We start from the raw sequence: 26,624 nt of genomic DNA on the forward strand, positions 1-26,624 counted from the left end.
GGGCGGACCGACGACGTACCGGGCGGTGGCACGAGCTCAGCCGGCCTGATCGGACTTGGCCAGCTGGTCCACCGCCTTGTCGACCGTGACCGAGCCGCTGAGCAACTGCTGGGACAGCCGCCCCATCAGGTCCAGGGTCTTGGACGACAGGGCCACGTGCAGAGCGGGTTTGCCATCCTTGATCTCGGACACGATCGTCCCGACCGCGGGGCCCGCGCCGGACACGTCGATCGTGGTGTCCGAAGCGATCGCCCCCGCGTCGGCGTAGAACGCCTTCAGCGCGTCGCTCGACGTCAGGGACCGCACCAGGTCGGCGGCGATCTTCGGGTCCTTGGTCCACTTCGCGACCGCGTAACCGATGCCGCCGTCGTACGGCAGGCCCGGGGTGGTCCCGGCGGTAACGACCGGCGCCTTCATCACGCCGACGTTGCCGGCGTCGAGGAACTCGGCGAAGTCCTTCCAGTGCCCGATGTCCGACATCAGTCCGATGACATGCGAGGCCTTGCCTGACTGGAACAACGCGAACGCGTCGTTGAACATCGCGGTGGAGTTGGGGCCGGCGTTGTTCAAGCCCTTGTCGTTGACCTCTTTCCAGAGCGCGAAGATCTGCTTGACGTTCGGCGAGGTCCAGTTGCGCTTGCCGGCGATCCAGTCGTCGTACTCCTGCGGGGTGAGGATGCCGGAACCGAGGCCGGACAGGAAGAACTGGATGCCGTAGCCCTCCTTGTTGCCCTCCGCGAAGCATCTGACGCCGGTCGCCTTGGCGATGGTCTGGCAGTTGGCGACGAACTCGCTCCAGGAGGTGGCGGGGCGATCCGGGTCGAGTCCCGCCTTCTTGTAGAGCGACTTGTTGTAGTAGATGGGGTGGCCCTGCAGGGTCACCGGGGCGGCGTAGGTCTTGCTGTCCTTGGTGAAGGCGTCCCAGCCCGCGAGGCGTTGCTTGTCTTCGCCGACGTACTGGTCCAGGGGTAGGAGTGCGTCCACCCGGTCGCGGATCTGCCCGCCGCCGTTGAAGAGCATGACGTCCGGTCCCTTGCCGGCCTGGATGGCGGCGCCCAGCAGGGTGTAGTACTGGTCGAAGGGCTGTGCGACGAACTCGACCGTCACGTTGCGGTGCTTCTTGGCGAAGTCGGCCTTCGCCTTCTGGATGTATGAGGCCGCAGTCGCGTCGCCCGACTTCCAGTCCCACACGACGAGCTTGCCGTCCGATCCGCCGGACGAGGAGTCCGAGTCAGAGGCGCTTCCGCAGCCGGCCAGGGCCAGCCCGACAACCAGGACCGCCGACCAGAGTTTCCGCTGCTTCATTGCTGCTCACTCTCCCGAGGGGCCGGCGGGCCGGCCGGTGGTGGAGGATCGGCAGGAACATAACTCGTATGACGTATGATGTCAATGGAACGACATATAGTGCGTGGGCGGGTCCGGGCCCGCTCACGGGTCGCGGAGGGTGATATGACGGCATCAGCGCAGTCGGACGAGGGCGTCTCGACAGCAGCCCCGGCCTGGACTCGGCGGCCGGCCAACCTCGCCGCGGCGGTCACGGCGGAACTGGTGGAACGGATCGTCCGCGGCGTCCACCCGTCGGGTTCGCCACTACCGCCCGAGCCGGTGCTCTGCGAGACCTTCTCGGTCAGCCGCACCGTCGTCCGCGAGGCGGTGAAGATCCTCCAGGAGAAGGGACTGGTGCAGGTCCGCCAAGGCGCCGGCACCACGGTCACCCCACCGGCCATGTGGAACATGCTCGACGAACTCATCCTGGGCGCCACCATCGCCGAGGACGAGAGCCTTGGTGTCCTCGACGACCTGGTCGTGACCCGCCGACTGTTGGAGTCGGACATGGCCAACGTCGCCGCCCGACTCGCCGACGACGCGGCCATCGACCAGCTACGCATCCTGGTCGACCGGATGGACGAGCTGGTCGACGACCACGTCGCCTACCACCAGCACGATCGCGCCTTCCACGACACCGTCATGCAGGCATCGGGCAACCGCATCGCCCGGGCCGTCGTACGCGCCCTGGAGAGCCAGGTGGTCAACACCGCCCGCTACATGGGTCGCACCGAACGCGCCCTGTGCGTGGCCTCCAACGCCGGCCACCGCCGCGTCTACGAGCGGATCGCCGCGCGCGATCCGGACGGCGCGGCGGAGGCGATGTTCACCCACATCACCGAGGCATGGGTGGTGCGCCGCCGTGGACCGGGCGACCCGACTCGGCTGCGTCGCTAGGCGGCCGGTCACGACGGGGCCGGGCGCAGCCGCAGGTGCGTGACGCCGCCGTCCACGTCGAGCGCGGTACCGGTCGTCGAGACCGCCAGCGGTCCGGCGAGATAGGCGATCGCCGCCGCGACCTCCGCCGGGTCGACCATGCGTCCGGTCGCCTGCCGGCTGTCCAGCGCCGCCTTCTCGGCCACCGGGTCAGCGAACTTCTGCAGCATCCGGTCCACGAAGCCGGTGTGGACGGTGCCGGGGCACACGCAGTTGACCCGGATGCCCTCGCGGACGTGGTCCGTGGCCATGGCGAAGGTCAACGCCAGCACCGCGCCCTTGCTGGCGCTGTAGAGCGCCCGCTGGGGCAGACCGTTGAGCGCGGCGATCGAGCAGACGTTGACGACGGCGGCGTGCTCGGACGCGCGGAGCATCGGCAGCGCCTCGGCGGTCGCTCGTGCCATTCCCACGACATTCACGTCGAGGACCCGGTGCCATTCTTCGTCGCCGTTGTCCTCCACGGTGCCCACCGCGCTGACGCCCGCATTGTTGACCAGGACATCAAGACCGCCATGGGTCTGCTGAATCGTCGCCATCGCCGCGCGTACGGAGGCGCGGTCGGCGACGTCACAGCCGATGCCGGTGATCCCCGCCGGTACGTCGTCAGGTGCGAGGTCCAGCGCCACCACCCGGGCGCCCCGCGCGGCGAGCAGCTCGGCCGTCGCGCGGCCGATGCCGGCCGCTCCCCCGGTGACGGCGGCGACCAGGCCGCTGAACTCACCCATCACGCCTGCTCGAACGGCTGCCGAGCCGAGCCCAGGCCGGTGATCCCGAGTTCGACCACATCGCCCGCGCGCAGATAGGGCTGGTCGGGCAGACCCAGCGCGACGCCGGCGGGAGTGCCGGTGTTGATCAGGTCGCCGGGTTCGAGGATCATGAACTGGCTGAGGTACCAGATCAGCTGGTTGACGGGGAAGACCATGTCGGCGGTCGTGCCGTCCTGACGTTGCACGCCGTTCACCGACAGGCTCAGCCGCAGATCCTGCGGATCGCCCACCTCGTCGGCGGTCACGAACTCGGGGCCCAGCGGGTTGAAGGTCTCGCAGCTCTTTCCCTTGTCCCACTGGCCGCCGCGTTCGAGCTGGAACTCGCGCTCCGACACGTCGTGCGAGATCAGATAACCCGCGACGTGCGCGAGGGCGTCATCGGGCGTGTCGAGATAGCGCGCCCGGCGGCCGATGACGACGCCGAGTTCCACCTCCCAGTCGGTCTTGGTCGACCCGCGTGGAATCAGCACGGTGTCGAACGGACCGACGACCGTCGCGGGATCCTTCAGGAAGACGACCGGCTCGGTGGGGATCGCGGCGCCGGTCTCGGCGGCGTGGTCGCGGTAGTTGAGCCCGATACAGACGATCTTGCCAGGCCGGGAGATCGGCGCGCCGACACGGAGGTCCGCCGCGCCGTCGAGAGGCTGGAGCGAGCTGGCGGCCACGGCCTCGGCGGTCCGTTCGAGGCCACCGGAGGTGAAGAAGGCGGGGCCGATGTCCTCGGTGATCGGGCGCAGATCCAGGCGTTTGCCGTCGAGGACGACGGTGGGGACTTCTCTGCTCGCCGGTCCGAGGCGTGCGAGCCGCATGGCATCTCCTTGGGGGCGTCAGGGGTGGGCCGGAGGAGCACCGACGGTCGGCGGTTGGCTCAGCCCGGTGCCGGGTGTCAGGTTCGGTCCGGTGGGCGGTGCGGGCTCGGTGAGGTGCCACACCTGCTGCATCGAAGCCCACCACTGCCCGGATTCGGGATCGGCCAGCGACTGCTGGCAGGGATCGGTCAGTTCCCACCATTGCTGGGTGTGCGGGTCGGCCGCGATCCGGGCCTGATCGGCGTCATGGTCGTCACCGACGTACTCGTAGTAGCCGAACAGCAGATCGCCGTGCAGGAAGATCGTGTAGTTGCGGATGTTGGCGGCCAACAGCGCCTGTTCCACCTCTGGCCATACCGCGGCGTGCAGCCGCAGGTAGCTGTCCCGATGTTCGGGGCGCAGCCGGATGACGGAGCCGTAGCGCTGCACCCCACGGCCTTCCGGGTCGGTCTGTCGATACGTACTCAAGGGCGCGCTCCGAGGCTCACCGGGCGGGGCGGAAGTGGTCGGGTCACGATTGCGGCGGTGGGGGTGGCAGCCGATAGATGCGCCGCGCGGTCTGGTGCCAGATCGCCCGTCGTTCGCTCTCGCTACAACCGGTAAGCAGCTCGGCGACCAGGTCGATCCAGCGCTGGTAGGTGGTGGCGAGCAGGCAGACCGGCCAGTCGGAGCCGAACATCAACCGGTCGGGGCCGAAGACCTCCAGGGCGTGCGCGACGGCGGGCTCGACGTCCCGGCGGGTCCAGGTGCGCCAGTCCGCCTCGGTGACCAGGCCGGACAGCTTGGCCGTCACATTCGGCAGCCCGGCCATGGTCCGCAGGTCGCGGGCCCAGTCGTGCAGATCCCCGTCGGCCAGTGGCGGTTTGCCGAGATGGTCCAGCACGAAGGACACCTGTGGCAGGTCGGCGGCGAGGCGGGTCGCCGCCGGGAGCTGGTGATGCCGGATCACCAGGTCGAACACGATTCCCGCGTCGGCGGTCGCGGCGATGGCTCGCCGGATGGCGGTCCGGTCGAGGAAGGCCGGGTCGGATTCGCCCTGGACCAGGTGTCGGACGCCGACGAGGCTGCCGCCGGCTGTCATCTTCTGGATGGCCTGGGGCGCGTCGTCCGCGGTGATGTCGAGCCAGCCGACGACACCGACGATGAGGTCGCTGGCGGCGGCCGTGTCCAGCAGGTCGGCCGTCTCGGCCGCGGAGTGGATGGCCTGGACCACCACCGTCTGGGTGACACCGGTGGCCCGGGCGGCCGCGGCGAGGTCGGCCGGGCCGAAGTCGGCGTCGATGGCGCTCATCGAATGCGGGTCTATCCAGGGCTGCGGGTGGCGGCTCCGGTCCCACAGGTGGTGGTGGGCATCGACGATGTCAGTTTCCACGTCGCCTCCCTCGTCATCGGGATCCTGGCTGGTGGTGCGCGGGCTCGGGACGGCTACTCGTGGGCCTTGCCACCGGTTATGCGGGAAACGACCAGCGCGACCAGGATGATGGCGCCGTTCAGGGCGCCGATCCACTGCGCCGGCACGCCGGCGAGGGTCAACACGTTCTGGATCATGAACAGCAGCAGGATGCCGGTGAACGCGCCGAACATGGTGCCTTTGCCACCGTTGAGGCTGACGCCGCCGATGACCGCGGCGGCGAAGACGGTGAAGATGGCGCCGTTGCCTTGGGAGGCCGCGACGGAGGCGAGGCGGCCGGAGAGCAGGAGACCGCCCAGCGCGGCCAGGACACTGGCGATGATCAGCGCGGCCCACAGCACGCGGTCGGTGCGGATACCGGCGGCCTTCGCGGCGTCGACGTTGCCGCCGATCGCGTACAGCGAACGACCGAAGCCGGTGTAGCCGAGCAGCACGATCCCGGCGGCGAAGAGGGCGAGGCAGATCCAGATGGACGCCGGAACTCCGAGCCAGACGGCGGTACCGAGATACATCATCGACTCGGGCAGGTTGAAGAAGGTCTGGCCGCCGGAGATCCCGGTCAGCAGGCCGCGTAGGACGATGAGCATGCCCAGGGTGACGATGAACCCGTGCAGCCCGAACCGGACGATCAGCGCGGCGTTGGCGATCCCGATGAGCGCGCCCACCAGCAGGGTGATCGGGATCGACCAGGCGCCGGAGAGCAGCCCTGTCCCATGGCCGGCTCCGACCGCGACGGTCAACCAGGCTGCGACGCCCGGAGCCAGGCCGAACGTCGACTCCAGCGACAGGTCCATCTTGCCGGCCACCAGGACGATCGTCTGGGCCAGCACCAGCAGCGCGATCTCCGACATGGTCTGCGCGATGTTGATGAGGTTGTCCGGTTGCAGGAAGACCGAGTTGATGATCTGGCCGACAATCGCGATGAGCACGATCGCGGGAACCAGGGCGAGGTCTCGCAGCCGCGCGATGGCGAGCTTGCCGACCCGCCGACCGGACGGTGGGCCGGCCGCCACGGCCTCGCCGCCGGCGGCCGCATTCGCGCTCGTCATGGTCTCAGGCATCGACGGTCAGTCCTTCCATGGCGGCTACGAGGTCGTGGTCACGCCAGCCCGTGGGCATCTCCGCGACGATGCGGCCCTGGAACATCACCAGGACGCGGTCGCAGATCCGTAGGTCGTCGAGTTCGTCGGAGGCGACCAGGACACCGGTGCCGGCATCAGCCACCTCGTCGACCTTGTTGAGGAGGAACTCTTTGGAGCGCACGTCGACACCCGCCGTCGGCGTGACGAGCACCAGTACGCGAGGGTCGTTGGCCAGGGCACGAGCCATCACGACCTTCTGCTGGTTGCCGCCGGAGAGCCCGGACACCTGCAGGTCCGGGCCAGGGGTCTTGATGGCCAGATCGTCGATCAGGCGGTTGGCGACCGCGTCCCGGCGGTGGGCGCTCAGGAAACCGGCCCGGCCGAGCCGGTCCGGGATGGTCAGGGTGGCGTTGTCCGCGATCGACATACCCGGCACCAGGCCCTGGTGGTGCCGGTCCTGCGGCACGAATCCGACGCCCGCCGCCAGGGCGGCGCTGACGTCACCAGGGCGGGGTCGGTGACCGCCGACGGTGACCGTGCCCGTGTCGGGGGCGCGAAGTCCGACGACCGATTCGGCGACCGCTGTCCTGCCGCTGCCACCGGCGCCGGCCAGGCCGACGATCTCGCCCGACCGGACCTGGAACGACACGTCCGCGTAGCTGCCGTTCATCCCCAGCTGGGAAACCTCGAGGACCACCTCGACAGGTCCGGCCGGCGCGGTGCGGGTGGGTGCCGCTCGCAGCGCCGCGGCTTCGCCGGTCATCGCGGCAACCAGGTCGTTGCGGGGCAGGCCGGCGACCGGAGCGGTGATGATGTGCCGGGCGTCGCGGAAGACCGTCACCACGTCGCAGATCTCGTAGATCTCCTGCAGGTGATGGCTGATGAACAGGAACGTGACGCCCTGCTGCTGCAGGTCCCGGATGTGGTCGAACAGGCGGGCGATCGCGGCCGCGTCGAGTTGGGCGGTGGGCTCGTCCAGCACGATGAACCGGGCACCGAACGACAACGCCCGGGCGATCTCCACGAACTGTCGCTGCTCGACGCTGAGGTCGCCGGCTCGGCTGTCGACATCGACGTCAACGGACCACAGGGCCAGCAGCTCTCGGGCGCGCTGACGCAGGGCACGCCAGTTGATCAACCCACTGCGGCCGCGGTCGTACCGGTTCAGCAGGAGGTTCTCCGCCACCGTCAGCTCGGGAATGATGGTGGACTTCTGGTAGACGCAGGCGACCCGCTGCCGCCACGCGTCGCGGTCGGACAGCCGCGGTGCGTCCGCCCCGGCGAACCGGATCTGACCCGCGTCCGCTGCCTGCAGACCGGTCAGGATCGACACCAGGGTCGACTTTCCCGCGCCGTTGCGGCCCACCAGCGCGTGGGTCTCGCCGCTGAGCACGCTGATCCGGGCCTGGTCGAGCGCCACCGTCGAGCCGTACCGCTTGCTGATGTCGATCGCCTCCGCCACGGGCGGGCCCGACCGGGCCCGCCCGTCGCCATTGCGGGCCGGTGACGAGCGTGGGGAGGACTGCCCGCTACCGTTCATGGGCGGATGTCTCCTTCGGAGCCGAAGTCAGCCGATGTTGTTGCCCCAGAGGGACTTGTCGTCGGGCTTGAGGCTGGCCACGCCGCCGTACGTGCCGCCGTCGAGCGTGACCAGCGGCGCCGAGAGCTGGTCCTCCAGCAGGCCCGGGCGGACCTGGACGATCTTGCTGTCGTGGTCGGTGGCACCGGCCTGGAAGGTTTTGCCGTCGATGGCTGCCTTGAGGTAGTACAGGGCGTACTTGGCGTACAGGTCCGCGGGCTGGGAGACGGTGGCGTCGATGTTCCCGGCGGTGATGTCCTGCAGCTCCTTGGGGATGCCGTCGTTGGAGACCACGAAGATGTGCTTGGGGTCGTCCGGCGGGGTGAGCCGGTTGCGCTGCTTGAGCAGTTGCAGGGTCCCGGCCAGGGCAAAGCTGGACTGCATGTAGACGCCCTTGATGTCCGGGTGCTCGGTCAGCCGGATCTGCAGCTTCTGGGAGGCGAGCGCCCCGTCCCAGTTGGTGGCCTCGCCGAAGACGGTGATGCCGGGGTAGTTCTGCTTCATGCACTCGTTGAACGCCTCGGTGCGGTCCCGCCCGTTGATGGAGGCCAGGTCGCCCTGCAACATGACCACCTTGCCGGTGCCCTTGAGCTTGGTACCGAGGAAGTGGCACGCCTTCTCACCGTAGGCGCGGTTGTCCGCCCGCACGACCATGAACACGTCTCCCTGGTCAGGGCGGGTGTCGACGGTGACGACGGGGATCTTCTTACTGGCCAGGCTCTGCAGGGTGGGCGCGATCGCGGCCGTGTCCTGGGGCGCCATGGCGATGCCCTTGACCCCCTGGCTGATCAGCGACTGGACGTTGGAGGCCAGCTTCGCCACGTCGTTCTGGGAGTTGGTCGTCTTCAGCTCCAGGCCCAGCTCCTGGCCGGACTGCGGTACGTACTTGATGTAGGAGTTCCAGAAGTCGGTGTCCGAACGCGGGTAGTCGACGCCGACGACTGCGGCGCCGCCGCTCCCGGTGGATGGTTTGTCGCCGCCACACGCGGTCAGCAGCAGCGCCGCGGACATGACGAGGGCGGCGGCTGAGGCGGTCCTTCTCGGTTTCATCGCGGCTCCTGTTCGGACGGCCTTCGAAGAGGGACGTGGAGGTGCTCGGATCCCGCGCGGTTCCAGCGCGGGCCGTTCGGGTAGCGGTACGCGGTGACCGACTCCGGGTGCATCTGGGCACCCATACCGGGTGCCCGCGGCGCGAGATAGCGCCCCGCGCGGACGGTCACCGGGTCGACGAAGTGCTGGTGCAGGTGGTCGACATACTCGATGAACCGGTCATCGGTGCTGCCACTGACGGCGACGTAGTCGAACATCGCCAGATGCTGGACCATCTCGCACAGGCCCACCCCACCGGCGTGCGGACACACGGGCACGCCGTACTTGGCCGCCAGCAGCAGGATCGCGATGTTCTCGTTGACGCCGGCCACCCGGGTCGCGTCCAGTTGCAGCACATCGATCGCCTGCGCCTGCAGCAACTGCTTGAACATGACCTGGTTGTGGCAGTGCTCGCCGGTGGCCACCTTGATCGGCGCCACCGCCCGCCGGATCGTGGCGTGGCCCAGGATGTCGTCGGGTGAGGTCGGTTCCTCGATCCAGTACGGGTCGTAGGACGCGAGGGATCTCAACCAGTCGATCGCCTGATCGACTCCCCAGGCCTGATTGGCGTCGACGGCGATCCGCACCGCCGGGCCCACGGCGTCGCGGGCCAGTCCCATCCGCCGGACGTCGGCGGCGTTGTCCGCGCCGACCTTCAGCTTGATCAGGTGGAACCCGTCGGCCACCGCTTCCGTGGCCAGCCGCACCAGCTTCTCGTCGGTGTAGCCGAGCCAGCCCGGCGTGGTGGTGTAGGCCGGATAGCCCTCGGCGAGCAACCGCTGCTGCCGCTCGGCTCGGCCGGCCTGGGCATGATGCAGGATGTCCAGCGCCTCGTCCGGGGTGAGCGCGTCGCGCAGGTACCTGAAGTCGATCATGCTCACCAGCTGCGCCGGCGGCATCTCGGCCAGCAACCGCCACAGCGGTTTGCCCTCCCGGCGCGCGTACAGATCCCAGGCCGCGTTCACGATCGCCCCGGCGGCCATGTGGATGACGCCCTTGTGCGGGCCGAGCCAGCGCATCTGGCTGTCCCCGGTCATCCTGGCCGAGAAGCCCCGGAGGTCACCGAGGACCTCGTCGACCGGCAGTCCGAGCACCAGCGGTGCCAGCGCCTGGACGGCGGCCTGCTGGACGTCGTTGCCCCGCCCCACCGTGAAGGCCAGCGCGAACCCCTGCGCGCCGGCGCTGGTGCGCAGGGTCACGTACGTCGCCGAGTAGTCCGGCTCCGGGTTCATCGCGTCGGACCCGTCCAGCTCCTGGGAGGTGGGAAACCGGACATCGACCGCCTCGATCGCGCTGATCACCTCGGTCACCGCACCCCACCTCGTCCATTCGCTGAGCCTGCCGGCGGTGGTCTCGTCATCCGCCGGTAACACGCGTGCCGTGGGATGTCTTTATAAGCCCGTCCCAAGGGCCGCGTCTATACGCCGACCGGAACATGGGGAACCATGGGGAATTCTGGCGATCCTGCCCGATACCGCGAGGCGTGGCGACGTCCCACGTGTTCCCAGACATGGGATCACCTGTTAGGTTTGCCCCCGCCACCACCTGCTGTCCGCTGGGCGAGCGGAACCCGACCGAGGGGTCCCGACATGTCGCTGACCGAGAAGGCGATGACGCGCCTGCGTGAGCTGATCCAGTCCGGCGAACTGCCGCCCGGCACCCGGCTCCCACCCGAGCAGCAACTGGCCACGGAGCTCGGGGTGGGACGCAACATCATGCGGGAGGCGGTACGCGTCCTGGTTGCCGCCCGCGTGCTGGAGGTGCGCCGCGGCAACGGCACCTTCGTCACCAGCCTCGAGCCGCGACTGCTGCTGGAGAGCATCGGCGGCGCGGTGGAGCTGTTGCAGGGTGACTCGATGCTCGAGCTGACCGAGGTGCGGCGGCTGTTCGAACCCGCCGCCACCGGCCTGGCCGCCACCCGCATCACGCCCGAGCAGCTCGCCGTGGTCCAGGCGCACCTGGAGGCGATGCGGGCCGCCGCCGACGACGTGGAACTGCTCAACCAGCATGACGCCGCGTTCCACCGCGCGGTCGTCGCCGCCACCGGCAACGAGACGCTGTCCACGGTGCTGGAGGGCATCTCCAGCCGGACGGTGCGGGCCCGCGTCTGGCGCGGGCTGGTCGACGCCGACGCGGCCGGCCAGACGCTGCGCGAGCACGAAGCGATCTACCTGGCGCTCGCCGCCGGTGACGCGATCCAGGCACAGGCGGCCGCCCTGATGCACGTCATCACCACGGAAAGCTGGCTGCGCCGTCACCTGGCCGAAGAGCGGTAAGGGCGTGACCGCGGCGGCCGCGACCACCGGACAACAGGGAAGGACTCCCATGCGTTCAGCTCTGTACGCGGGCAACTCGACGATCGTGGTCGAGGACCGGCCCGCCATCCCTCCCGGCACCGGTCAGGTGCAGATCGACGTCGCGTACACCGGCATCTGCGGTACCGACCTGCACATCCTGCACGGCGCGATGGACCACCGGGTACAGCTCCCCCAGCCGATCGGGCACGAGATGTCCGGCCGCGTCGCCGCCCTCGGCCCGGGGGTCGACGGCCTCCGGGTCGGGATGCCGGTCACCGTCATGCCCCTGCGGTGGTGCGGCTCCTGCCCCGCCTGCCTCGCCGGACATCAGCACATCTGTCACCGGCTCGAGTTCGTCGGCATCGACTCCCCGGGCGCCATGCAGCAGCAGTGGACCGTGCCGGCCGAGCTGGTCATCCCCCTGCCCGAGGATCTTTCCCTGCTCCACGCGGCGTTGGTCGAACCCACCGCGGTCGCGGTACACGACGTACGCCGCGCCGACCTGCGTCGCGGCGAGCAGGCGCTGGTGGTCGGCGGCGGCCCGGTCGGCATCCTGATCGCCCGGGTGGCGGACGCGGCCGGTGCCGAGGTTGTCGTCCTGGAAGTGGATCCGCACCGTCGAGCTGTCGCCGAGAAGCTCGGCATCCGCGCCCTCGACCCCGCGCTCGACGACGTGGCCGCCGAGGTGGATGCCTGGACCGCCGGCGCCGGACCGGCCGTCGCCTTCGAGGTCTCCGGCTCCGCCGCCGGCCTCACCACCGCCGTGGACCTGCTGGCCACCCGCGGCCGGCTGGTCGTGGTGGGCATCCACAACCAGCCACGCGAGCTGGACGTGTTCCGGTTCTTCTGGCGCGAGCTGTCCCTGCTCGGCGCCCGGGTGTACGAGCGCGCCGACTACGAGACGGCGATCGACCTGCTCACCGACGGCACCATCCCGGCCCGGACGCTCATCACCCACGTCGAGCCGCTCGCCAACGCCGCCGCCGCCTTTGCCGCCCTCGACGGCGGCGGCAGCGTCATGAAGGTCCTGATCGACTGCCGGGAGGTCACCGCATGAATCCGTTTGACCTGTCCGGCCGGCTGGCCGTCGTCACCGGTGCCCGGCGCGGCATCGGCCTGGCCATCGCCGACGCCCTCGCTGCCGCCGGCGCCGACATCGTCGCCGTCAGCGCCCACCTCGAAGCCACCGGCAGCGAGGTCGAGAAGCGGGTCCGCGGCCACGGCCGGGCCTTCACCGGACACCGGGTGGACTTCACCGATCGCGCCGCCGTCACCGACCTGGCCGGCCGGCTCCAGCACGGCGACCGGCCGGTCGACATCCTGGTCAACAACGCCGGCACCATCAGACGCGCCCCGGCCGCCCAGCACGACGACGCCATGTGGGACGAAGTCCTGGCGGTGAACCTGTCCGCCCAGTTCGTCCTGACCCGCCAGGTCGGAAACAGCATGCTGGCCCGTGGCCGGGGGAAGATCATTTTCACCGCCTCGCTGCTCAGCTTCCAGGGCGGCATCAACGTGCCCGGCTACACCGCGGCCAAGTCCGGGCTGATCGGCCTCACCCGGGCGCTCGCGAACGAATGGGCGGGCCACGGCGTCAACGTCAACGCGATCGTCCCCGGCTACATCGCCACCGACAACACCGAGGCGCTGCGCGCGGACCAGGACCGCAACGCCGCGATCGTTGCCCGCATCCCGGCCGGCCGCTGGGGACGCCCCGACGACCTGGCCGGCACCGCCGTCTTCCTGGCCAGCGCCGCATCCGACTACGTGCACGGCGCCGCCATCCCGGTCGACGGTGGCTGGCTCGGACGCTGACCGAAAACCGGAGGTGATGTCGGTGATCCAGGATCAGCACCACACCCCCGGCGGGGCGCCGGTGATCAGGCAGGTGGCGCTGCCCCGCCGGCCCGCGGTAGCGGTGAGCACGCTGAGCTTCGGCGCCGCGCAGGCCGGCAACCTGTACAGCGCCAGAAGCGAGGAAGACATCGCCGCCGCGATCGACGCCGCCTGGGACGCGGGTATGCGCTACTTCGACACCGCACCGCACTACGGGCTCGGTCTGTCGGAACGCCGGCTCGGTGCCGCCCTGCGCCGCCGGCCCCGGGACGAGTATGTCGTGTCGACCAAGGTCGGACGGCTGCTGATCCCGTCCCCGCACACCGCGCACCTCCGTGACACGGAAGGCTTCGACGTCCCGGCCGATCGCCGCCGGGTGTGGGACTTCAGCCGCGACGGCGTACGTCGCAGCCTGGAGGAGAGCCTCACCCGCACCGGCCTGGACCGGATCGACATCGTCTACCTCCACGATCCCGACGACCACGCCGAGCAGGCCATCACCGAAGCGATACCCGCCCTCATCGAACTGCGCGAGCAGAAGGTCATCGGGGCGATCGGCGCGGGCATGAACCAGTCCCGGATGCTGACCCGCTTCGTCGAGCAGACGGACATCGACGTGGTGATGTGCGCCGGCAGGTTCACCCTGCTCGAACAGGGCGCCCTGACCGACCTGCTGCCCGCCGCCCGGCGACACGACGTCGCGGTCGTCATCGCCGGCGTCTACAACTCCGGCCTGTTGGCCCGGGAACGCCCGCCGGCCAACGCCAGCTACAACTACCAGCCGGCCCCTGCGGACCTTCTCGACCGAGCCAACCGGATCGCCCGGATCTGCGAGGACCACGGCACGACGCTTCCCGCGGCGGCGCTCGCGTACGCCGGCTCACACCCAGCCGTCGTGTCGACGACGATCGGGTTGGGCAGCGCCCGCCAGGTGCACGAGACCGTCCAGCGGGCAGCTGCCGCGATACCCGCCGCGCTCTGGCCCGCCCTGCACGAAGCCGGCCTGGTCAGCTGGCTGCCGCTGACCCCACCGCCAACCGGCCCGCTCCCCTGAGCGCCGACGCTGGTGCCTGACCCGCTTCCCGCGGGTCAGGCACCCGGCTGGCGTCGGCTCAGCTGCGGGTCCAACGCTGGTTGGTGCCGCCGTTGCAGGTCCAGATCGCGACGGGGCTGCCGTTGCTGGTCGCGGCGTTACTCACGTCCAGGCACAGCCCCGACTCCACCCCGACGACGGTGCCGTCGGCGTTGAGCCGCCACTGCTGGTTGGTTCCGCCGTTGCAGGTCCAGATCTGCACCCTGGTGCCGGCGGACGTCGCGTGTCCCGGCACGTCCAGGCACTTGTTGCCGTACACGATCAGCTGGTTGCTGGCCGTGGCCGTCCACTGCTGGTTGCTGCCACCGTTGCAGTCCCAGATGTTCAGCAGGGTGCCGTCGGTCTGGGTGGCGTTCGGCACGTCCAGGCACCGGCCGGAGCCGACCCCCCGCAGCACGCCGCTGGACCCGCCGGTGCCGCCGCTGCCCGGCGTGACGGTCAGGTTGTCGAACTGGGCGGTGACGCCCTGCCCGGTGGCGTAGCCGACCTGCCCGGCCCCCGACGTGTAGTCGGTGACGGTGCCGACGGTGGCGCCGTCGATGCTGGCCGTGATGGTCGCGCCGCTGAAGGTCAGCGCCAGGGTGTGCCAGCGCCCGGTGCCCAGCGCCGCGACGGTGCCGCTGGCCAACGTGCGCACCTGTCCGCTGGTGTTGTTGCTCAGGATCGACCACGACCCGCTGCTGTTGGCCCGCAGGTAGTAACCGTTGAGGTTGGCCGGCGACTGGAACTGGTACGCGGCGGCCCGGCCGATGAGCTGGGCGTAGCCGGTCTTCTCCAGCATCACGTCGGACGAGACGGTGTAGTTGGTCCAGCTCAGGTCACCCAGCAGCGTGTACGGCTCGGCCAGCTGCGAGGTCCATTTGATCGGCGCCTGCTCCGACATCTGTCGTACGCACCGTCCGGACCGGCCGCCGCCACACGCCACGATCTCGAACGAGCCCTGGGCGTCCATCAGGTACCTGGCCTCACTGGCGACCGGGTAGCTGTCGAAGGTGTCGCTGTAGGGCAGCGGCAGCGTCCCCTGCGCCGGGCTGGTCGCGGTGCCCTTCCCCTGCCCGGTCGTGGTGGTGATGCTGTAGACGTAGCCGGGCTGGACGGTCAGCGACATGGTGCCGCCGGACGGCGTGAGGTCGGCGCCGCGCACGAAGTGGTCCGCCGGGTTGTTGGACCGTACGTTGGTGGACCAGACATGCACGGTGCCCTGGGACAGTCCCCCGGTGACGGTGAGGTTGAGGGTCTGCGCGCTGGTGGCGTCCATCGTCTCGATGATGGTGCTGTAGTCGCTTCCGGTGGGCGAGCGCAGGGACACGTAGCTGCCGTTGTTGCGGTTGCCGCCCAGGTAGCCGCTGGAGGAGTCGAGATAGCGCCAGCCCGGGGTGGCGAACTGCGTGGTCTGCGCCATCACCCAGGCGTTCTTACCGATCGAGTAGTAGCCCGACCACGGCTGCGGGGCGACCGCGACGCCCATGGTGGGCCACGGGATGTTCGGCGTGATGGCCGCGATGATCGGCCAGTTGATGTACGCGGTCATCTTCCCGTCGATGTAGCCGCGGTTGATGCCCCGGGCGAGCGCGTTCGCGCCGGCGTTGTAGTCGTCGGACCCGTTCTCGCTGGCCCACAGCGGCTTGCCGCTGTTCACGGCGTTGCTGGAGCTCGGGCAGCTGGTCTGGGCGCTGCGGTACCCGCACACGTAGTGCGAGCCGTAGACCGCCACGGCCCGGCCGAAGGCCGGATCGCGGAGGGCCTCGTCGGCGGCGCCCCAGCCGAAGTCGTCCGAGGCGACGATCTTCACGGCCGAGTACCCGCCGGCGTCGAGCGCGGCCCGCAGGTTCTTGTACCAGGTGGCGTTGAAGCCCTTCTCGTTCCACCCGCCGAGGTAGTCGACGGTCAGCCCGTGGGAGGTGGCGCAGCCGAGCCAGTGCAGCAGGTAGTTGATCGAATCGGTGGTCCAGAAGTCGCTGCCGATCCAGCCGGGTGCACCCCAGGTCAGACCCACCAGCTTGACGCCGGGGTTGCGGACCCGGGCCTGTTCGGCGAGCCACCACTGGTAGCCACGGTCGCAGTTCACCACGCCCCGCGTGTGTTCGTGGCTCGGCTCGGCGCCGGACGTGGTGTTGGTGTCCCCGCCGATCTCCAGCTTGAGCAGCTGCACCGTCGCGCCGTAGCCGGGCTTGAACAGGTAGTCCAGGAGCTGGGTGCGCTGCGGTTCCGGATAGTCGATGAGCAGGCGGCTGTTGCCGCCGCCGCCGCTGATCGCGCCGACACCGTCGAACACCCGGCCCCCCGACGAGCCGTTGATGGTGATCGCCGTGGCGGCGGCGGCCGGCGACGCCGCCAGGAACGTCCCGGTGGTGGCGGCGACGACCACCATGGCCAGCGCCAAGGCGACCGTTCGGCCGCGGGTCAGTTGGGCGTTGACGAGACGGCGCAGGGCGCCGCCACGATGAGAACTCATGTGTCCGTCCTTACCTCAGGGTTCACTGCTGGTTGGTCTGGCCGGTGCAGTCCCACAACTGCGCTGGGTGTTGTCGGCCGTCGAGGCGTTCGGCACGTCGGGACAGCAGCCCGACTGGCCGCCCACGACCGGCCTTCGAGGGGTAGGTGCCGGCGACGGGTCAGACCGCCGTGATCGTCCACTGGTTGTTGGTGCTGTTGTTGGGCGCCCACATGCACACGGTCGAGCCGGACGTGCCGTTGCCCATGCCGTCCAGGGCCGTGTTCGTGCCCCGGTTGACGAGCTGGTAGCGGCCGTTGCCCAGGTCGGCGAGCCGCCACTGCTGGTTGTTGCCGCCGTTCCACGCCGCCTGCCGGGCGTTGGCGCCGTTGGCGGTGTTGCCCCAGCTGTCGACCACCATCCCGTTGGTCCGGTTGACGATGCGGTAGTAGCCGCCGCCCACGTCGACCAGTTGCCACTGCAGGTTCGTGCTGCCGTCCCAGTTCCACTGCTTGAGCACCGAGCCGGACGCCACGTTGCCACCGCTGTCGAGCACCAGGCCGGTGGTCACGTTCGCGATCCGCACGTAGCCCGTGATGCTGCCGGCGCCCAGGGTCGGGATGGTCCCGGCGAAGGTCAGCTTCAGCACGTACGCGGGGGCGCTGAACGGGGCGCCGGAGGGCAGGGTGACCCGCAGGCCGCTGCCGTCCTGGGTACGGTTGGGCAGGTCGAGGTAGGTGCCGGCGGTCGAGCCGAGCAGCTGCACCGAGGTCAGCGAGCTCAGGTTGATCCGGTTCGCGTTCAGGGTGGTGATGTTCAGCGTCGCGCCCGGCCAGCCCAGCACGGTCGCGTACAGCACGCGGTTGTCCTTGCTGCGGGTGAACCGGATGTCCTGCGCGGTGCCGGCGCGCGGCGTGCTGAACGAGCCGCCGCCCATCTGCGTCGGCCCTTCGCCGAAGGCCGACCAGGCGCGGGTGGCGTAGATGGATTCGCCGAAGCGCTTCAGGTAGTCACCGATGCCGAGCAGGATGCTGCGCTGACCGCCGGGAATCGTGCCGTCGGCCATCGGCGCGATGTTGAGCAGCATGTTGCCGTTCTTGCTCACCCGGTCGATGAGCGAGTGCAGCATCTGGTTGAGCGAGTAGTAGCCGATGCCCACCGTGTAGCACCAACTGGAGCTCGAGATGCTGTCGTCGGTGAGCCAGTACGGCGTCTGCAGGCCGGCCGGGCCGCCCCGTTCGTAGTCGACCACCTCGCCGCTGGTGTTGAACCCGTCCTTGTAGGTGGCGACGACGTCCTTGTTCCAGGCGACCGCGCGGTTGTAGTAGTAGGCCAGGAAGTCCAGCCGGTACGACTCGGGGATAGCGCTGAGGTTGAAGTCCTGCCAGATCATGTCGGGCTGGTAGCCGTCGATGATCTCGCGGAGCTTGTCGTACCACAGCTGGTACTCCGCCGGGGTGCCGAGCTGGCCGTAGAGCTTGCGCAGGCCGGCGTCGGACTGCTGCGGCGCCCACTGGTAGAAGCCGGTGAAGTTGTACGCGTGGTGCATCGCGACGACCAGCCGGAGGCCCTTGGCCCGGATGGCGTCGGCGTGCAGGCGCAGCAGGTCGAGCCGGGGCCCCCGGGCCACCGAGTTGTACTCGTTGACGCTGCTGTTCCACATGGAGAATCCGTCGTGGTGTTCGGCCACCGGACCGGCGAACCTGGCGCCCGCGTCGGCGAACAGCTGCGCCCACTCGTCGGGGTCGAAGTTGCCGCCGGCCGACCGGAGCTTCGGGGCGAACTGCACCCAGTTGCCCGCCCGGTCCCGGGCGCCGTTGATGAAGTTGTGGTACGGCCACGCCGACGGATCGCCGTACACGCTCTTGTGGTGGTTGTTCTCGGCCGAGCCGTTGTTGTACATGTTCCGCGGGTACCACTCGTTGCCGAACGCGGGAACGCTGAAGGCGCCCCAGTGGTAGTAGATGCCGAACTTGGCATCCTGGAACCATTCCGCGGCCGGCGGGTGCTGGTTGACGGATGACCAGGTGGCGGTGTAGCTGCTCGGGCCGACGGTGGCCTCGGCCACGGCGGCCCGCAGCACGCCGCTGGCCGCGACCGCTCCGGTGATTCCGGCTGCCGTGAGCAGCCGTCGGCGGCTGATCCCTGGGACGGATGAGCGCATGACAGGTCCTCTCGCGATGGAGTTCGCTCAGTGGAACGGCTGGTCAGGCCACGTCTCGACGTTGTTAGCGCTAACAACGTGCCGCCGGCGGCGCCGATCGCCTGGTGGGGTGGTGGGGTGGGACGTCCGCTGCCTGAGAAGACTGCCAGAACGCTCGCGACCATTCAAGAGGGTCGTTCCCTATTCGTTCGCCCGCATCGGAGAACCTTTCGTGCGGATCGGTTCTGACCCGCCGGGCAAGCCGTTCATAACAGTTTTCGAACCTCCATTTTCCCGACTTCAATTCTCCGCCCCACGGGACGGCCAGGACGCTGGGCACCGAGGTCCGGAGGCGTCCCGGGGGACGTCGACGGACGCCCGTAGCCGTCATTCGGCGCCGGCACCTTGGGCTCCCCTCCCGACGCAGATCGCTCGCGACACCGCGCGGCCTACGCCCCGTGCGGCACCCGCACCGGGGCGCCGGGCCGAGCACCGGCGGGTGCTCGGCAGGCCGGGCCGGTACCCTTGATGATCAGGCGCGAAGTGTGCGCATATGTCCTCAATCCGAAGAGGTGACCATGCCTGATCACGAGTCCGGCCGCATCGACCTCGCACGCCTGCGGGACGTACTCGACGGACCGTGGGCCGAGGTTCGCAACGCGCACCGGAAGCACCTCGACGAGCGCTTCCTCCCCGTGTACGGCGAAACCGGCGACCAGGCCCGTCAGCGGATCACCCGGCTGCTCACCGAGCTTCCCGTCGAACTGGGTATCGCATCGGGCTTCCCGACCGAGTACGGCGGCAGGTCCGACCTCGGCGGCTCGATCGTCGCCATCGAGATGCTCGCGCAGGTCGACCTGTCGCTGATGGTCAAGGCGGGCGTCCAGTGGGGTCTGTTCGGCGGCGCGGTCGGCGCGCTCGGCACCCGTCGACACCACGACGCCTACCTCCGGGACATCATCTCGGGCACGATCTTCGGCTGCTTCGCCATGACCGAGACCGGCCACGGCTCCGACGTCCAGCAACTGCGCACCACCTGCACCTACGATCCGCAGACGCAGACCTTCGACCTGCACACCCCGCACGAGGCGGCACGCAAGGACTACATCGGCAACGCGGCCCGGGACGGGCGGATGGCGGTGGTCTTCGCGCAGCTGATCACCAACGGGCGCCGGCACGGCGTACACGCGTGGCTGGTGCCGATCCGCGACGCGGCGGGCAACCCGATGCCGGGCGTGACCATCGGCGACGCCGGGCCCAAGGCCGGCCTGCTCGGCGTCGACAACGGGCGGCTCAGCTTCGACCACGTCCGGGTGCCGCGGGACATGCTGCTGGACCGGTACGGCCAGGTGGCGGTGGACGGCACGTACACCAGCCCGATCGAGAACGACTCCCGACGGTTCTTCACCATGCTCGGCACGCTGGTCCGCGGCCGGGTCAGCGTGGGCGGCGCCGCCTCGGCGGCCACCAAGTCGGCGCTGACCATCGCGGTGCGCTACGGCGACATCCGCCGCCAGTTCGGCACGCCCGGCGCCGACCGGGAGGTGCTGCTCAACGATTACCTGGCCCACCAGCGCAAGCTGCTGCCCGCCCTGGCCACCACGTACGCCCTGCACTTCGCGCAGGCCGAACTGGTCACCGCGCTCAACGCGGTGCAGGGCGGCGACGCGCCGGTGGACGAGCACCGGCAACGGGAGTTGGAGTCCCGCGCCGCCGGTCTCAAGGCCGCACAGACCTGGCACGCGACCCGCACCATCCAGATGTGCCGCGAGGCGTGCGGCGGCGCGGGCTACCTGGCCGAGAACCGGCTACCGAGCTTGAAGGCCGACACCGACGTCTTCACCACCTTCGAGGGCGACAACACGGTGCTGCTGCAACTGGTGGCCAAGGGGCTGCTCACCGGCTACCGGGACGAGTTCGGCTCGTTGGACGGCTGGGGGCGTGCCTCCTTCGTCGCCGAACAGGTCCGCGAGATGGTGCTCGAGCGCACCGCCGCGCGGTCGCTCATCGAGCGGCTGATCGGCGCGGTGCCCGGCCGCGACGAGGAGGTCGCCGTCACCGACCGCGGCTGGCAGCTCAAGGTCTTCGAGGACCGCGAGCGGCACCTCCTCGACGGCGCGGTCCGTCGTCTCCGCAACGGCGCGGCCACGAAGAAGGACCGTCCCTTCGACATCTTCAACGACGTCCAGGACCACGTCCTCGCCGTCGCCGCCGCGCACGTCGACCGGGTCACCCTGGAGGCGTTCGTCGCCGGCATCGAGGACGCCGGGGACCCGGCGGTCCGGGCGCTGCTCTCCCGGGTCTGTGACCTGTACGCGCTCAGCGTCATCGAGGCCAACAAGGGATGGTTCCTGGAGCACGGCCGGCTGACCCCCGCCCGCGCCAAGGCGATCACCGGCGTGGTCAACGGCCTGCTCAAGGAGCTGCGCACGCACATGCGCACGCTGGTGGACGGTTTCGCGATCCCGGATTCGTGGTTGCACTGCGCCATCCTGCGGGAGGAGCCGCGCCGGCAGGAGACCATGGCCGTGCACGACGGCGCCGGTGATCCACAGGCCGTGCCCGCGTAGCGGGTACGCGACCCGATCAGCCGACGCCGCGACGGTCGCCCTGGCGTACCGCCGTGCCAGCACGGCGGTACGCCAGGGCGGCGGTGTTCAGCTGTTGCGGACGAGCCGCCACCGGTTGTCGGTGGTCCCGTTGTCCGAGTCCTGGACGGCGAAGGCCCCGTTGGCGGTGGAGTTGTTCTGGATGCCGAGCAGCTTGCCGCTGTTGACGTTGCGGATCTTGTAGGTCCCGTCGCCCTGGTCGAGCAGTGTCCACCGGTGGTCGGCGGTGCCGTTGTCGGCCCACTGCAGGATGGCGGCGTTGTCGACGGTGGACATGTTCTGCACGCCGAGCACCTTGCCGCTGTTGACGTTGCGGAACCGGACCGCGCCGCCATCGGTGATCATTTCCCAGTTGTGGTCGGCGGTGCCGTTGTCGACCCACTGCAGCGCCAGGCCGCCGTCGGCGGTGGACATGTTCTGCACGCCCAGCACGAGGCCGCTGGCGACGTTGACGAGGCGGTAGGTGCCCCCGCCGGGCCCCTGGCCGCCGACGGCCCAGTAGACGGTGTAGTTGAACCCTTGCGCGTCATAGAACGGGCCGAGGTTGACCGACGAGCCGTTCGCCGTGGCGGTGAAGGCGAGCGCGCTGCTGGAGGTACGGGTCACCGATGACGTGGTCAGCGACGGGAGTGACGAGAGCGTGTTGTTGCCGTAGTTGCCGGACAGGACCACCGGACCGTAGGTGACCGCGACGACGTTCGGATTGTCATTGGCGGCCTTGAGCGCCACCTGCATGGGCAGGCGGACCGTCACCGTGTCGCCGGATGCCCACGACCGGGTGATGGTGGCGTAGCCGCCGGGCGTTGCGGTGACGCTCTGGACGACGCCGTTGACGCTGATCGTGGCGCCGTTGGCCCAGGAAGGGATGCGGATGCGGATCGACCACGAGCCACTCACGGCACCGGTGATCTGCAGGGTGCTGGTGTCGCTCACCGGATACGAGGTGGTCTGGGTGACCGTGATCCCGCGTTGGCTCCAGTTCAGCACCGAGGGCATGAACAGGTTCACCGTCAGCGTGGTGCCGTTGTAGAAGTAGATCGAGTCCATCAGCTTCGTGTTGATCTCGATGCCCGTGCCCTGACAGCACCAGAAGCTGTTGTAGTCCGTACTCCAGGTGCCGCCGCCCCACGCGGGGCCCACACCGCGCCGGCCGCCGGGTCGTAGCGGCGTGAAGTAGGTGATGTGCCCGTGGGGGTCGGCGGGGTTCTGCGCGCCGATGATGTGGTTGAGCAGCGCCCGTTCGTAGAAATCGAAGTATCCGGCGTTGTCGGGGTTGAGCAGCCACAACTCTCGGGTCAGCTTGAGCATGTTGTAGGAGTTGCAGTGCTCGCACGTGTCGTTGGCGAGGTAGCCGGCGATCGCGTTGGGTGCGTGGAAGTGCTCGGCCTGGCTGTTGCCGCCGATGGCGTACGTGTGGGCGTTGACGGTGAAGTTCCACGCGTTGGCGGCGATGTCGCGGTAGCGGGTCGTACCGGTGGCCTTGTACTCACGGGCCGCGCCCACCCACTTGGGAATGTTCGTGTTGGCGTGCTGGCCGTTGAGCTGGTCCTGGTTGGACGCGAGCGGGTTGAACGCCGCCGCGTGGTCGAACCGCTGGGCGGCCGCCAGCCAGCGAGCCTCGCCGGTCTGCTGGTAAACGTCGGTCAGCACGGCGTTCATACCGCCGAACTCGGTGTTCAGGACCGTCTGCATCTGGCTGTAGCTGAGCCGGCCGGTACGCCAGTCGACCCAACCGGCGAAGCGCAGCAGCACGTCCCGGGCCTGCGTGTTGCCGATGTACCGCCAGACGTCCAACAGCCCGGCCAGCGTCTTGTGGATGCAGTAGTACGACACGGCGACCGGCGTGCCGGCCTCCAGCGCGTTGAGGTCGGACTCCGGGAAACCGGACAGGTAGCCGGCATTGAACCCGGCGGCAGCGTTGTTGGCCTGGCACTTCGCCAGTTCGGCGACCATGTAGTTCGCCTTGTCACGGCACACCGTGTCACCGAGCACGGCGTAGGCCTGCGCCCAGGCGGTCAGGAAGTGGCCCTGCATGTGGGTGCGGAAGGGGAAGTTCGGGGCGTCCCAGCCACCGTTGGCGGCAGCGCCGTTCGTCGACAGCCGGTGGTTGGCCCGGAAGTTGTACAGCAGCCGGTCCACGTCGACGAACCGCAGGTACGACAGCGTCCGGTTCTGGTTGTCCAGCCACCGGCTGGCCGTCAACCGCACCTGCCCCAGGTCGAACGCGTACGCCGACACGCCGATGTCGGCCCGGACCGGCGACTCCGCCGCCTCCGCGCTACGGACATCCACGACACCGGCTGTCGCGGCGACGCCGGCCACCATGCCGGCGCCGGCCGCCTGCAACAGCCGACGGCGACTCACGGGTATCGAAGACACGGGAACCTCCTGGAGGACGAGCGACACCGGGCGCGACGGGGATTGTTAGCGCTCACATTGCGTCGCCGCAAAGGTTGCCAGATTGTTTCTTGACATTCAAGAGCCGGCGGCCGAACAGCGGTCCAAGAGGGTGATTTGCCAGCTCAGGGGTGGTTGCCGGGTTATGCGTATCGGCAGACGACAATAGCGAGGTCGCGCGACCACCGGATCAAGCTCGTTGTAACACTTTCCGCGCCGTGAATGCCGGCCAACAACAAACCCGCCGACTCTCCACCGAGGACCACCGAGCCGGCGCCGCTTCCTGTGAGCAGGCGGCACCTGGGACGAAGCAGCGACGTCCACACGGCAACGCTGCTTCGTCAGGGGCGGACGAGGTCGTAAGCCCGGGCGAGATCGTCCGCCCAGACCGCGTCGTGATCCCGCTCGAACGCCCGACGCAGGCGGTCTCGGACCATCTCGCGTCGCAGCCAGTCACCAAGGTCACTCGGCCTGCGGGATGCGAAATTGCACCCGTTCACCGCATCGGCAAGGTGACGGTCCGCCGATGAGCCGAGCGTGGCATCCCAGATAGCCAGGAAACGATCGGCTCCCTCCCCGGCGCTGCTGGCCGCATCGAGGAAGGTCGCCGCGTCGAGAAAGGACCCGAGCCGCGACGCGTAGTCCGCCAGCAGGCACCGCCACACCGCCTCCAGGTACCGGTCGATGGCATCCTGCTCGACACCCGGCCAGGTGCGCCACTCCTCGCGCAGGAGCATGCCCAGAACGATGCTCGGGTCGAGTTCATCCGACCTCACCATCCGCTCGAACAGCACCGGCAACAGGCTCTTCACGTCCCCCCGGTTACCGACCGTGTTGCCCAGGCTGATGGTCAGCGAGAAGAGGTCGTGGTCGTCGACCAGCACCGAACCCCGGCAATGCGGGCAGCCTTCAAGCACCTTGCGACGCGGATAGCCGGCGAACGCCTCCCGAACACCCACGATCGCCGCTGCGAGCTCGCCTTCCATCGCTCGACTTTCTCATGCCGCAGCCCTTCGGCTTCGGCGTGCTCGCAGTGCTGTCGGCGAGCCGTCGCGCCCGTGGGCCGTGTCAGCCCTCACCTTCGGTGATGGCTGACACGGCCTGTGCGGCGCCGACGCCGGAGTGTCGACGAGGTGGCAGGTCAGGTGACGCCGACGTTCAGGTAGAAGTGGCCGAGTTTGAGCGACAGAGAGGCGCCTCCGAAGTGGTGAACGAGCAGGGCCAACAGGATGACGATCAAGATGCAGACGACGAGCCAGATCAGGAACCACACGAACCCTGGGATCCCGTAGCGACCGACGCGAGCCATCAGGCTCGCCCCCTCGCGGTTGGCGCTGCCACGCATGGTCGTGTCGGCTGTCGATACCTGCGCCCGACGCTAGCGGACGTCTCCATACACCCTCCTTCATCGAGGTGTCCGCGACACTTCCCTACCGCGGCGTTCGTCAAACTGGGGCGGGAAACCGCCATCTCGTCCAGCAGGTCAGGCATGCCGGACGCGGCACGCATGAGGCCGGCGATGGCGGGTGTGGCGAGGAGGACAGCCCATTCGGCCAGGTCACCGGGCGGGGCCTGCGGGGCGTGTGCCGAATCGTGGGGAACTGATGCGGGGCGCTGCTTCCTGGCCTAAGCTGCGTCACGTAGACATCGATGGTGATCGATAAGAGGTGTTGGTGGCCGTAGCCAGTGCACCGGCAACCACGGGCCTCGCATTCATCGATCCCGATTGGAGTACCCGATGATCTGGCGTCCAACCACCGCCGCACTCACCGGCCTGTGCCTCGCACTCACCACCGCACCAGGCCCCGCCGGGGCCGCACCCGCACCCCCGGCACCTCGGCACGCCGCTCATGTGAACGCTAACACCAACCCGCTCGCCGACCCACCCGGCGCGCCCGCCGGCGTCTGCCCCGACGGCACCGCGTACGGTCCGCCCCTGCCGGCCAGCTCCGTGTCCGCGACGAAGATCCAGAGCGGGTTCTCCTTCCTCGAAGGACCGGTCTGGATCGCCGACGGCGGCTACCTGCTGATGTCGGACATGGCCGCGGGCACCGGGCCGAACAACGTGCAGCCCTCCACGATCCGCCGGTTCACCCCGCCGGCGACCTTCGACACCTTCGTCGCCAACGCCGGCAGCAACGGCCTGGCACTCAGCCCCGACGCCCAGCAGATCATCGCCGCCACCCACGACCAGCGGAACGTCTCCGCATACCGGCTGAGCGACCAGGCCCGCAGCATCGTCGCCGCCGACTACCAGGGCCGGGCGTTCAACTCGCCCAACGACGTCACGGTCCGTTCCGACGGCGTCGTCTACTTCACCGACCCCAACTTCCAGCGCGGCAACCGACCCGACCAGATGAGCGGACGTACCAGCGTCTTCCGCGTCTCTGGCGGCCAGGTGTCGCTGGTGGACGACCGGCTGCGACAGCCCAACGGCATTGCGCTCTCCCCGGACGGCAGCACGCTCTACGTGGGCGCCTACTCCGAGAACAAGATCTACAAGTACGCCGTCCAGCCCGACGGCAGCACCGGCGCCCACAGCGTCTTCGTGAACTACCTCGGCGGTCCCGACGGGGTCACCATCGACTGCGCCGGCAACGTGTACTGGGCCTCCGGCTGGGACGGGCTGATCCACGTCTACTCGAGCGCCGGCGCGCAGCTCGGCACGATCCGCTCCGGCGGCACCGGCACCACCAACGTGGCGTTCGGCGGGGCCGACCGGCAGACCCTCTACATCACCTCCGGCCGAACGAACGACTCCGGCCTGTACAGCGTGCGACTCAACGTCCCCGGCTACCCGTACTGACCATGAACCC

Annotated in this window: 21 protein-coding genes; 7 read left to right on the forward strand and 14 right to left on the reverse strand. The window is 69.3% G+C overall.

The features are described 5' to 3' along the window. Nucleotides 1-36: 36 nt before the first annotated feature. Complete coding sequence (locus LQ51_RS16000) at nucleotides 37-1,305, reverse strand: ABC transporter substrate-binding protein (protein ID WP_046566559.1); 1,269 nt, start codon at nucleotides 1,303-1,305, stop codon at nucleotides 37-39. A 144-nt stretch (nucleotides 1,306-1,449) separates the two neighbouring features. Between LQ51_RS16000 and LQ51_RS16005 the strand changes: the two genes are divergently transcribed. Continuing rightward, nucleotides 1,450-2,223, forward strand: a complete 774-nt coding sequence (locus LQ51_RS16005; RefSeq protein WP_082159455.1) for a FadR/GntR family transcriptional regulator — start codon at nucleotides 1,450-1,452, stop codon at nucleotides 2,221-2,223. 8 nt (nucleotides 2,224-2,231) lie between these two features. Here the strand turns inward: LQ51_RS16005 and LQ51_RS16010 are convergent, their stop codons facing one another. Genes LQ51_RS16010 through LQ51_RS16045 form a run of 8 tightly spaced genes read right to left on the reverse strand, consistent with a single transcriptional unit; the run spans nucleotide 2,232 to nucleotide 10,309 of the window. Beyond that, entirely contained in the window at nucleotides 2,232-2,987 is a 756-nt protein-coding gene (locus LQ51_RS16010) for an SDR family NAD(P)-dependent oxidoreductase (protein ID WP_046566564.1), read from the reverse strand. Further along, nucleotides 2,987-3,838: a fumarylacetoacetate hydrolase family protein gene (locus LQ51_RS16015; RefSeq protein ID WP_046566565.1), complete on the reverse strand. Its 852-nt coding sequence runs from the start codon at nucleotides 3,836-3,838 to the stop codon at nucleotides 2,987-2,989. The genes LQ51_RS16010 and LQ51_RS16015 overlap by 1 nt, the downstream gene beginning before the upstream one ends. An 18-nt stretch (nucleotides 3,839-3,856) precedes the next feature. Beyond that, nucleotides 3,857-4,306 carry an L-rhamnose mutarotase gene (locus LQ51_RS16020; protein WP_231605761.1) on the reverse strand — a complete coding sequence of 150 codons (450 nt, stop codon included), beginning with the start codon at nucleotides 4,304-4,306 and terminating at the stop codon, nucleotides 3,857-3,859. 43 nt (nucleotides 4,307-4,349) lie between these two features. Beyond that, entirely contained in the window at nucleotides 4,350-5,210 is an 861-nt protein-coding gene (locus LQ51_RS16025) for an amidohydrolase family protein (protein ID WP_046566571.1), read from the reverse strand. Nucleotides 5,211-5,263: 53 nt separating this feature from the next. Next, nucleotides 5,264-6,310, reverse strand: coding sequence for an ABC transporter permease (locus LQ51_RS16030; RefSeq protein ID WP_046566573.1), 1,047 nt, complete (start codon nucleotides 6,308-6,310; stop codon nucleotides 5,264-5,266). Continuing rightward, nucleotides 6,303-7,871 (reverse strand): sugar ABC transporter ATP-binding protein, encoded by a 1,569-nt coding sequence (locus LQ51_RS16035; protein WP_046566574.1) that lies wholly within the window; start codon nucleotides 7,869-7,871, stop codon nucleotides 6,303-6,305. The genes LQ51_RS16030 and LQ51_RS16035 overlap by 8 nt, the downstream gene beginning before the upstream one ends. Nucleotides 7,872-7,898: 27 nt before the next feature. After that, nucleotides 7,899-8,960, reverse strand: a complete 1,062-nt coding sequence (locus tag LQ51_RS16040) for a sugar ABC transporter substrate-binding protein (RefSeq protein WP_046566576.1) — start codon at nucleotides 8,958-8,960, stop codon at nucleotides 7,899-7,901. Further along, complete coding sequence (locus LQ51_RS16045) at nucleotides 8,957-10,309, reverse strand: enolase C-terminal domain-like protein (protein ID WP_046566578.1); 1,353 nt, start codon at nucleotides 10,307-10,309, stop codon at nucleotides 8,957-8,959. Before LQ51_RS16045 ends, LQ51_RS16040 begins: the two co-directional genes overlap by 4 nt. 279 nt (nucleotides 10,310-10,588) lie before the next feature. Between LQ51_RS16045 and LQ51_RS16050 the strand changes: the two genes are divergently transcribed. From LQ51_RS16050 to LQ51_RS16065, 4 genes are read left to right on the forward strand one after another with little or no spacing between them, the layout of a single operon-like run. After that, a complete protein-coding gene (locus tag LQ51_RS16050; protein WP_046566579.1) occupies nucleotides 10,589-11,275 on the forward strand; it encodes a FadR/GntR family transcriptional regulator in 687 nt (228 codons plus the stop codon). Between the two features lie 49 nt (nucleotides 11,276-11,324). After that, nucleotides 11,325-12,353, forward strand: coding sequence for a (R,R)-butanediol dehydrogenase (locus LQ51_RS16055; protein WP_046566582.1), 1,029 nt, complete (start codon nucleotides 11,325-11,327; stop codon nucleotides 12,351-12,353). After that, on the forward strand, nucleotides 12,350-13,111 hold the full coding sequence (locus tag LQ51_RS16060; RefSeq protein WP_046566583.1) for an SDR family oxidoreductase: 762 nt from the start codon (nucleotides 12,350-12,352) through the stop codon (nucleotides 13,109-13,111). Before LQ51_RS16055 ends, LQ51_RS16060 begins: the two co-directional genes overlap by 4 nt. A gap of 22 nt (nucleotides 13,112-13,133) precedes the next feature. Next, entirely contained in the window at nucleotides 13,134-14,186 is a 1,053-nt protein-coding gene (locus LQ51_RS16065) for an aldo/keto reductase (protein ID WP_231605762.1), read from the forward strand. Nucleotides 14,187-14,244: 58 nt separating this feature from the next. On the opposite strand, the gene LQ51_RS16070 is transcribed toward LQ51_RS16065, so the two are convergent. Continuing rightward, the gene (locus tag LQ51_RS16070; protein WP_197087773.1) at nucleotides 14,245-16,680 is read right to left on the reverse strand and encodes an RICIN domain-containing protein; all 2,436 of its coding nucleotides are present in this window, start codon (nucleotides 16,678-16,680) and stop codon (nucleotides 14,245-14,247) included. A gap of 160 nt (nucleotides 16,681-16,840) precedes the next feature. After that, complete coding sequence (locus LQ51_RS16075; protein ID WP_046566587.1) at nucleotides 16,841-18,823, reverse strand: alpha-L-fucosidase; 1,983 nt, start codon at nucleotides 18,821-18,823, stop codon at nucleotides 16,841-16,843. Nucleotides 18,824-19,380: 557 nt separating this feature from the next. Here LQ51_RS16075 and LQ51_RS16080 point away from each other — a divergent pair. Continuing rightward, the gene (locus LQ51_RS16080; RefSeq protein ID WP_046566667.1) at nucleotides 19,381-21,372 is read left to right on the forward strand and encodes an acyl-CoA dehydrogenase family protein; all 1,992 of its coding nucleotides are present in this window, start codon (nucleotides 19,381-19,383) and stop codon (nucleotides 21,370-21,372) included. An 87-nt stretch (nucleotides 21,373-21,459) separates the two neighbouring features. Here LQ51_RS16080 and LQ51_RS16085 read toward each other — a convergent pair whose 3' ends face one another. The 3 genes from LQ51_RS16085 to LQ51_RS16095 all read right to left on the reverse strand — a co-directional run bounded on the left by LQ51_RS16085 (nucleotide 21,460) and on the right by LQ51_RS16095 (nucleotide 25,153). Continuing rightward, the gene (locus LQ51_RS16085; protein WP_369799865.1) at nucleotides 21,460-23,736 is read right to left on the reverse strand and encodes a beta-L-arabinofuranosidase domain-containing protein; all 2,277 of its coding nucleotides are present in this window, start codon (nucleotides 23,734-23,736) and stop codon (nucleotides 21,460-21,462) included. 413 nt (nucleotides 23,737-24,149) lie between these two features. After that, entirely contained in the window at nucleotides 24,150-24,794 is a 645-nt protein-coding gene (locus LQ51_RS16090; RefSeq protein WP_046566593.1) for a hypothetical protein, read from the reverse strand. A 155-nt stretch (nucleotides 24,795-24,949) separates the two neighbouring features. Continuing rightward, a complete protein-coding gene (locus LQ51_RS16095) occupies nucleotides 24,950-25,153 on the reverse strand; it encodes a hypothetical protein (protein ID WP_046566594.1) in 204 nt (67 codons plus the stop codon). Between the two features lie 507 nt (nucleotides 25,154-25,660). Here LQ51_RS16095 and LQ51_RS16100 point away from each other — a divergent pair. Next, nucleotides 25,661-26,614, forward strand: a complete 954-nt coding sequence (locus LQ51_RS16100; protein ID WP_082159457.1) for an SMP-30/gluconolactonase/LRE family protein — start codon at nucleotides 25,661-25,663, stop codon at nucleotides 26,612-26,614. Nucleotides 26,615-26,624 lie beyond the last annotated feature (10 nt).

Origin of the sequence: Micromonospora sp. HK10, assembly GCF_000982955.1 — a bacterium.
Classification (GTDB): Bacteria; Actinomycetota; Actinomycetes; order Mycobacteriales; family Micromonosporaceae; genus Micromonospora.

Coding starts and splice junctions, on each gene's coding strand:
- LQ51_RS16000 (WP_046566559.1), bottom strand. CDS start 1,305: ATGAAGCAGCGGAAACTCTGGTCGGCGGTCCTGGTTGTCGGGCTGGCC.
- LQ51_RS16005 (WP_082159455.1), top strand. CDS start 1,450: ATGACGGCATCAGCGCAGTCGGACGAGGGCGTCTCGACAGCAGCCCCG.
- LQ51_RS16010 (WP_046566564.1), bottom strand. CDS start 2,987: ATGGGTGAGTTCAGCGGCCTGGTCGCCGCCGTCACCGGGGGAGCGGCC.
- LQ51_RS16015 (WP_046566565.1), bottom strand. CDS start 3,838: ATGCGGCTCGCACGCCTCGGACCGGCGAGCAGAGAAGTCCCCACCGTC.
- LQ51_RS16030 (WP_046566573.1), bottom strand. CDS start 6,310: ATGCCTGAGACCATGACGAGCGCGAATGCGGCCGCCGGCGGCGAGGCC.
- LQ51_RS16035 (WP_046566574.1), bottom strand. CDS start 7,871: ATGAACGGTAGCGGGCAGTCCTCCCCACGCTCGTCACCGGCCCGCAAT.
- LQ51_RS16040 (WP_046566576.1), bottom strand. CDS start 8,960: ATGAAACCGAGAAGGACCGCCTCAGCCGCCGCCCTCGTCATGTCCGCG.
- LQ51_RS16050 (WP_046566579.1), top strand. CDS start 10,589: ATGTCGCTGACCGAGAAGGCGATGACGCGCCTGCGTGAGCTGATCCAG.
- LQ51_RS16055 (WP_046566582.1), top strand. CDS start 11,325: ATGCGTTCAGCTCTGTACGCGGGCAACTCGACGATCGTGGTCGAGGAC.
- LQ51_RS16060 (WP_046566583.1), top strand. CDS start 12,350: ATGAATCCGTTTGACCTGTCCGGCCGGCTGGCCGTCGTCACCGGTGCC.
- LQ51_RS16070 (WP_197087773.1), bottom strand. CDS start 16,680: ATGAGTTCTCATCGTGGCGGCGCCCTGCGCCGTCTCGTCAACGCCCAA.
- LQ51_RS16075 (WP_046566587.1), bottom strand. CDS start 18,823: ATGCGCTCATCCGTCCCAGGGATCAGCCGCCGACGGCTGCTCACGGCA.
- LQ51_RS16080 (WP_046566667.1), top strand. CDS start 19,381: ATGCCTGATCACGAGTCCGGCCGCATCGACCTCGCACGCCTGCGGGAC.
- LQ51_RS16085 (WP_369799865.1), bottom strand. CDS start 23,736: ATGGTGGCCGGCGTCGCCGCGACAGCCGGTGTCGTGGATGTCCGTAGC.
- LQ51_RS16090 (WP_046566593.1), bottom strand. CDS start 24,794: ATGGAAGGCGAGCTCGCAGCGGCGATCGTGGGTGTTCGGGAGGCGTTC.
- LQ51_RS16095 (WP_046566594.1), bottom strand. CDS start 25,153: ATGCGTGGCAGCGCCAACCGCGAGGGGGCGAGCCTGATGGCTCGCGTC.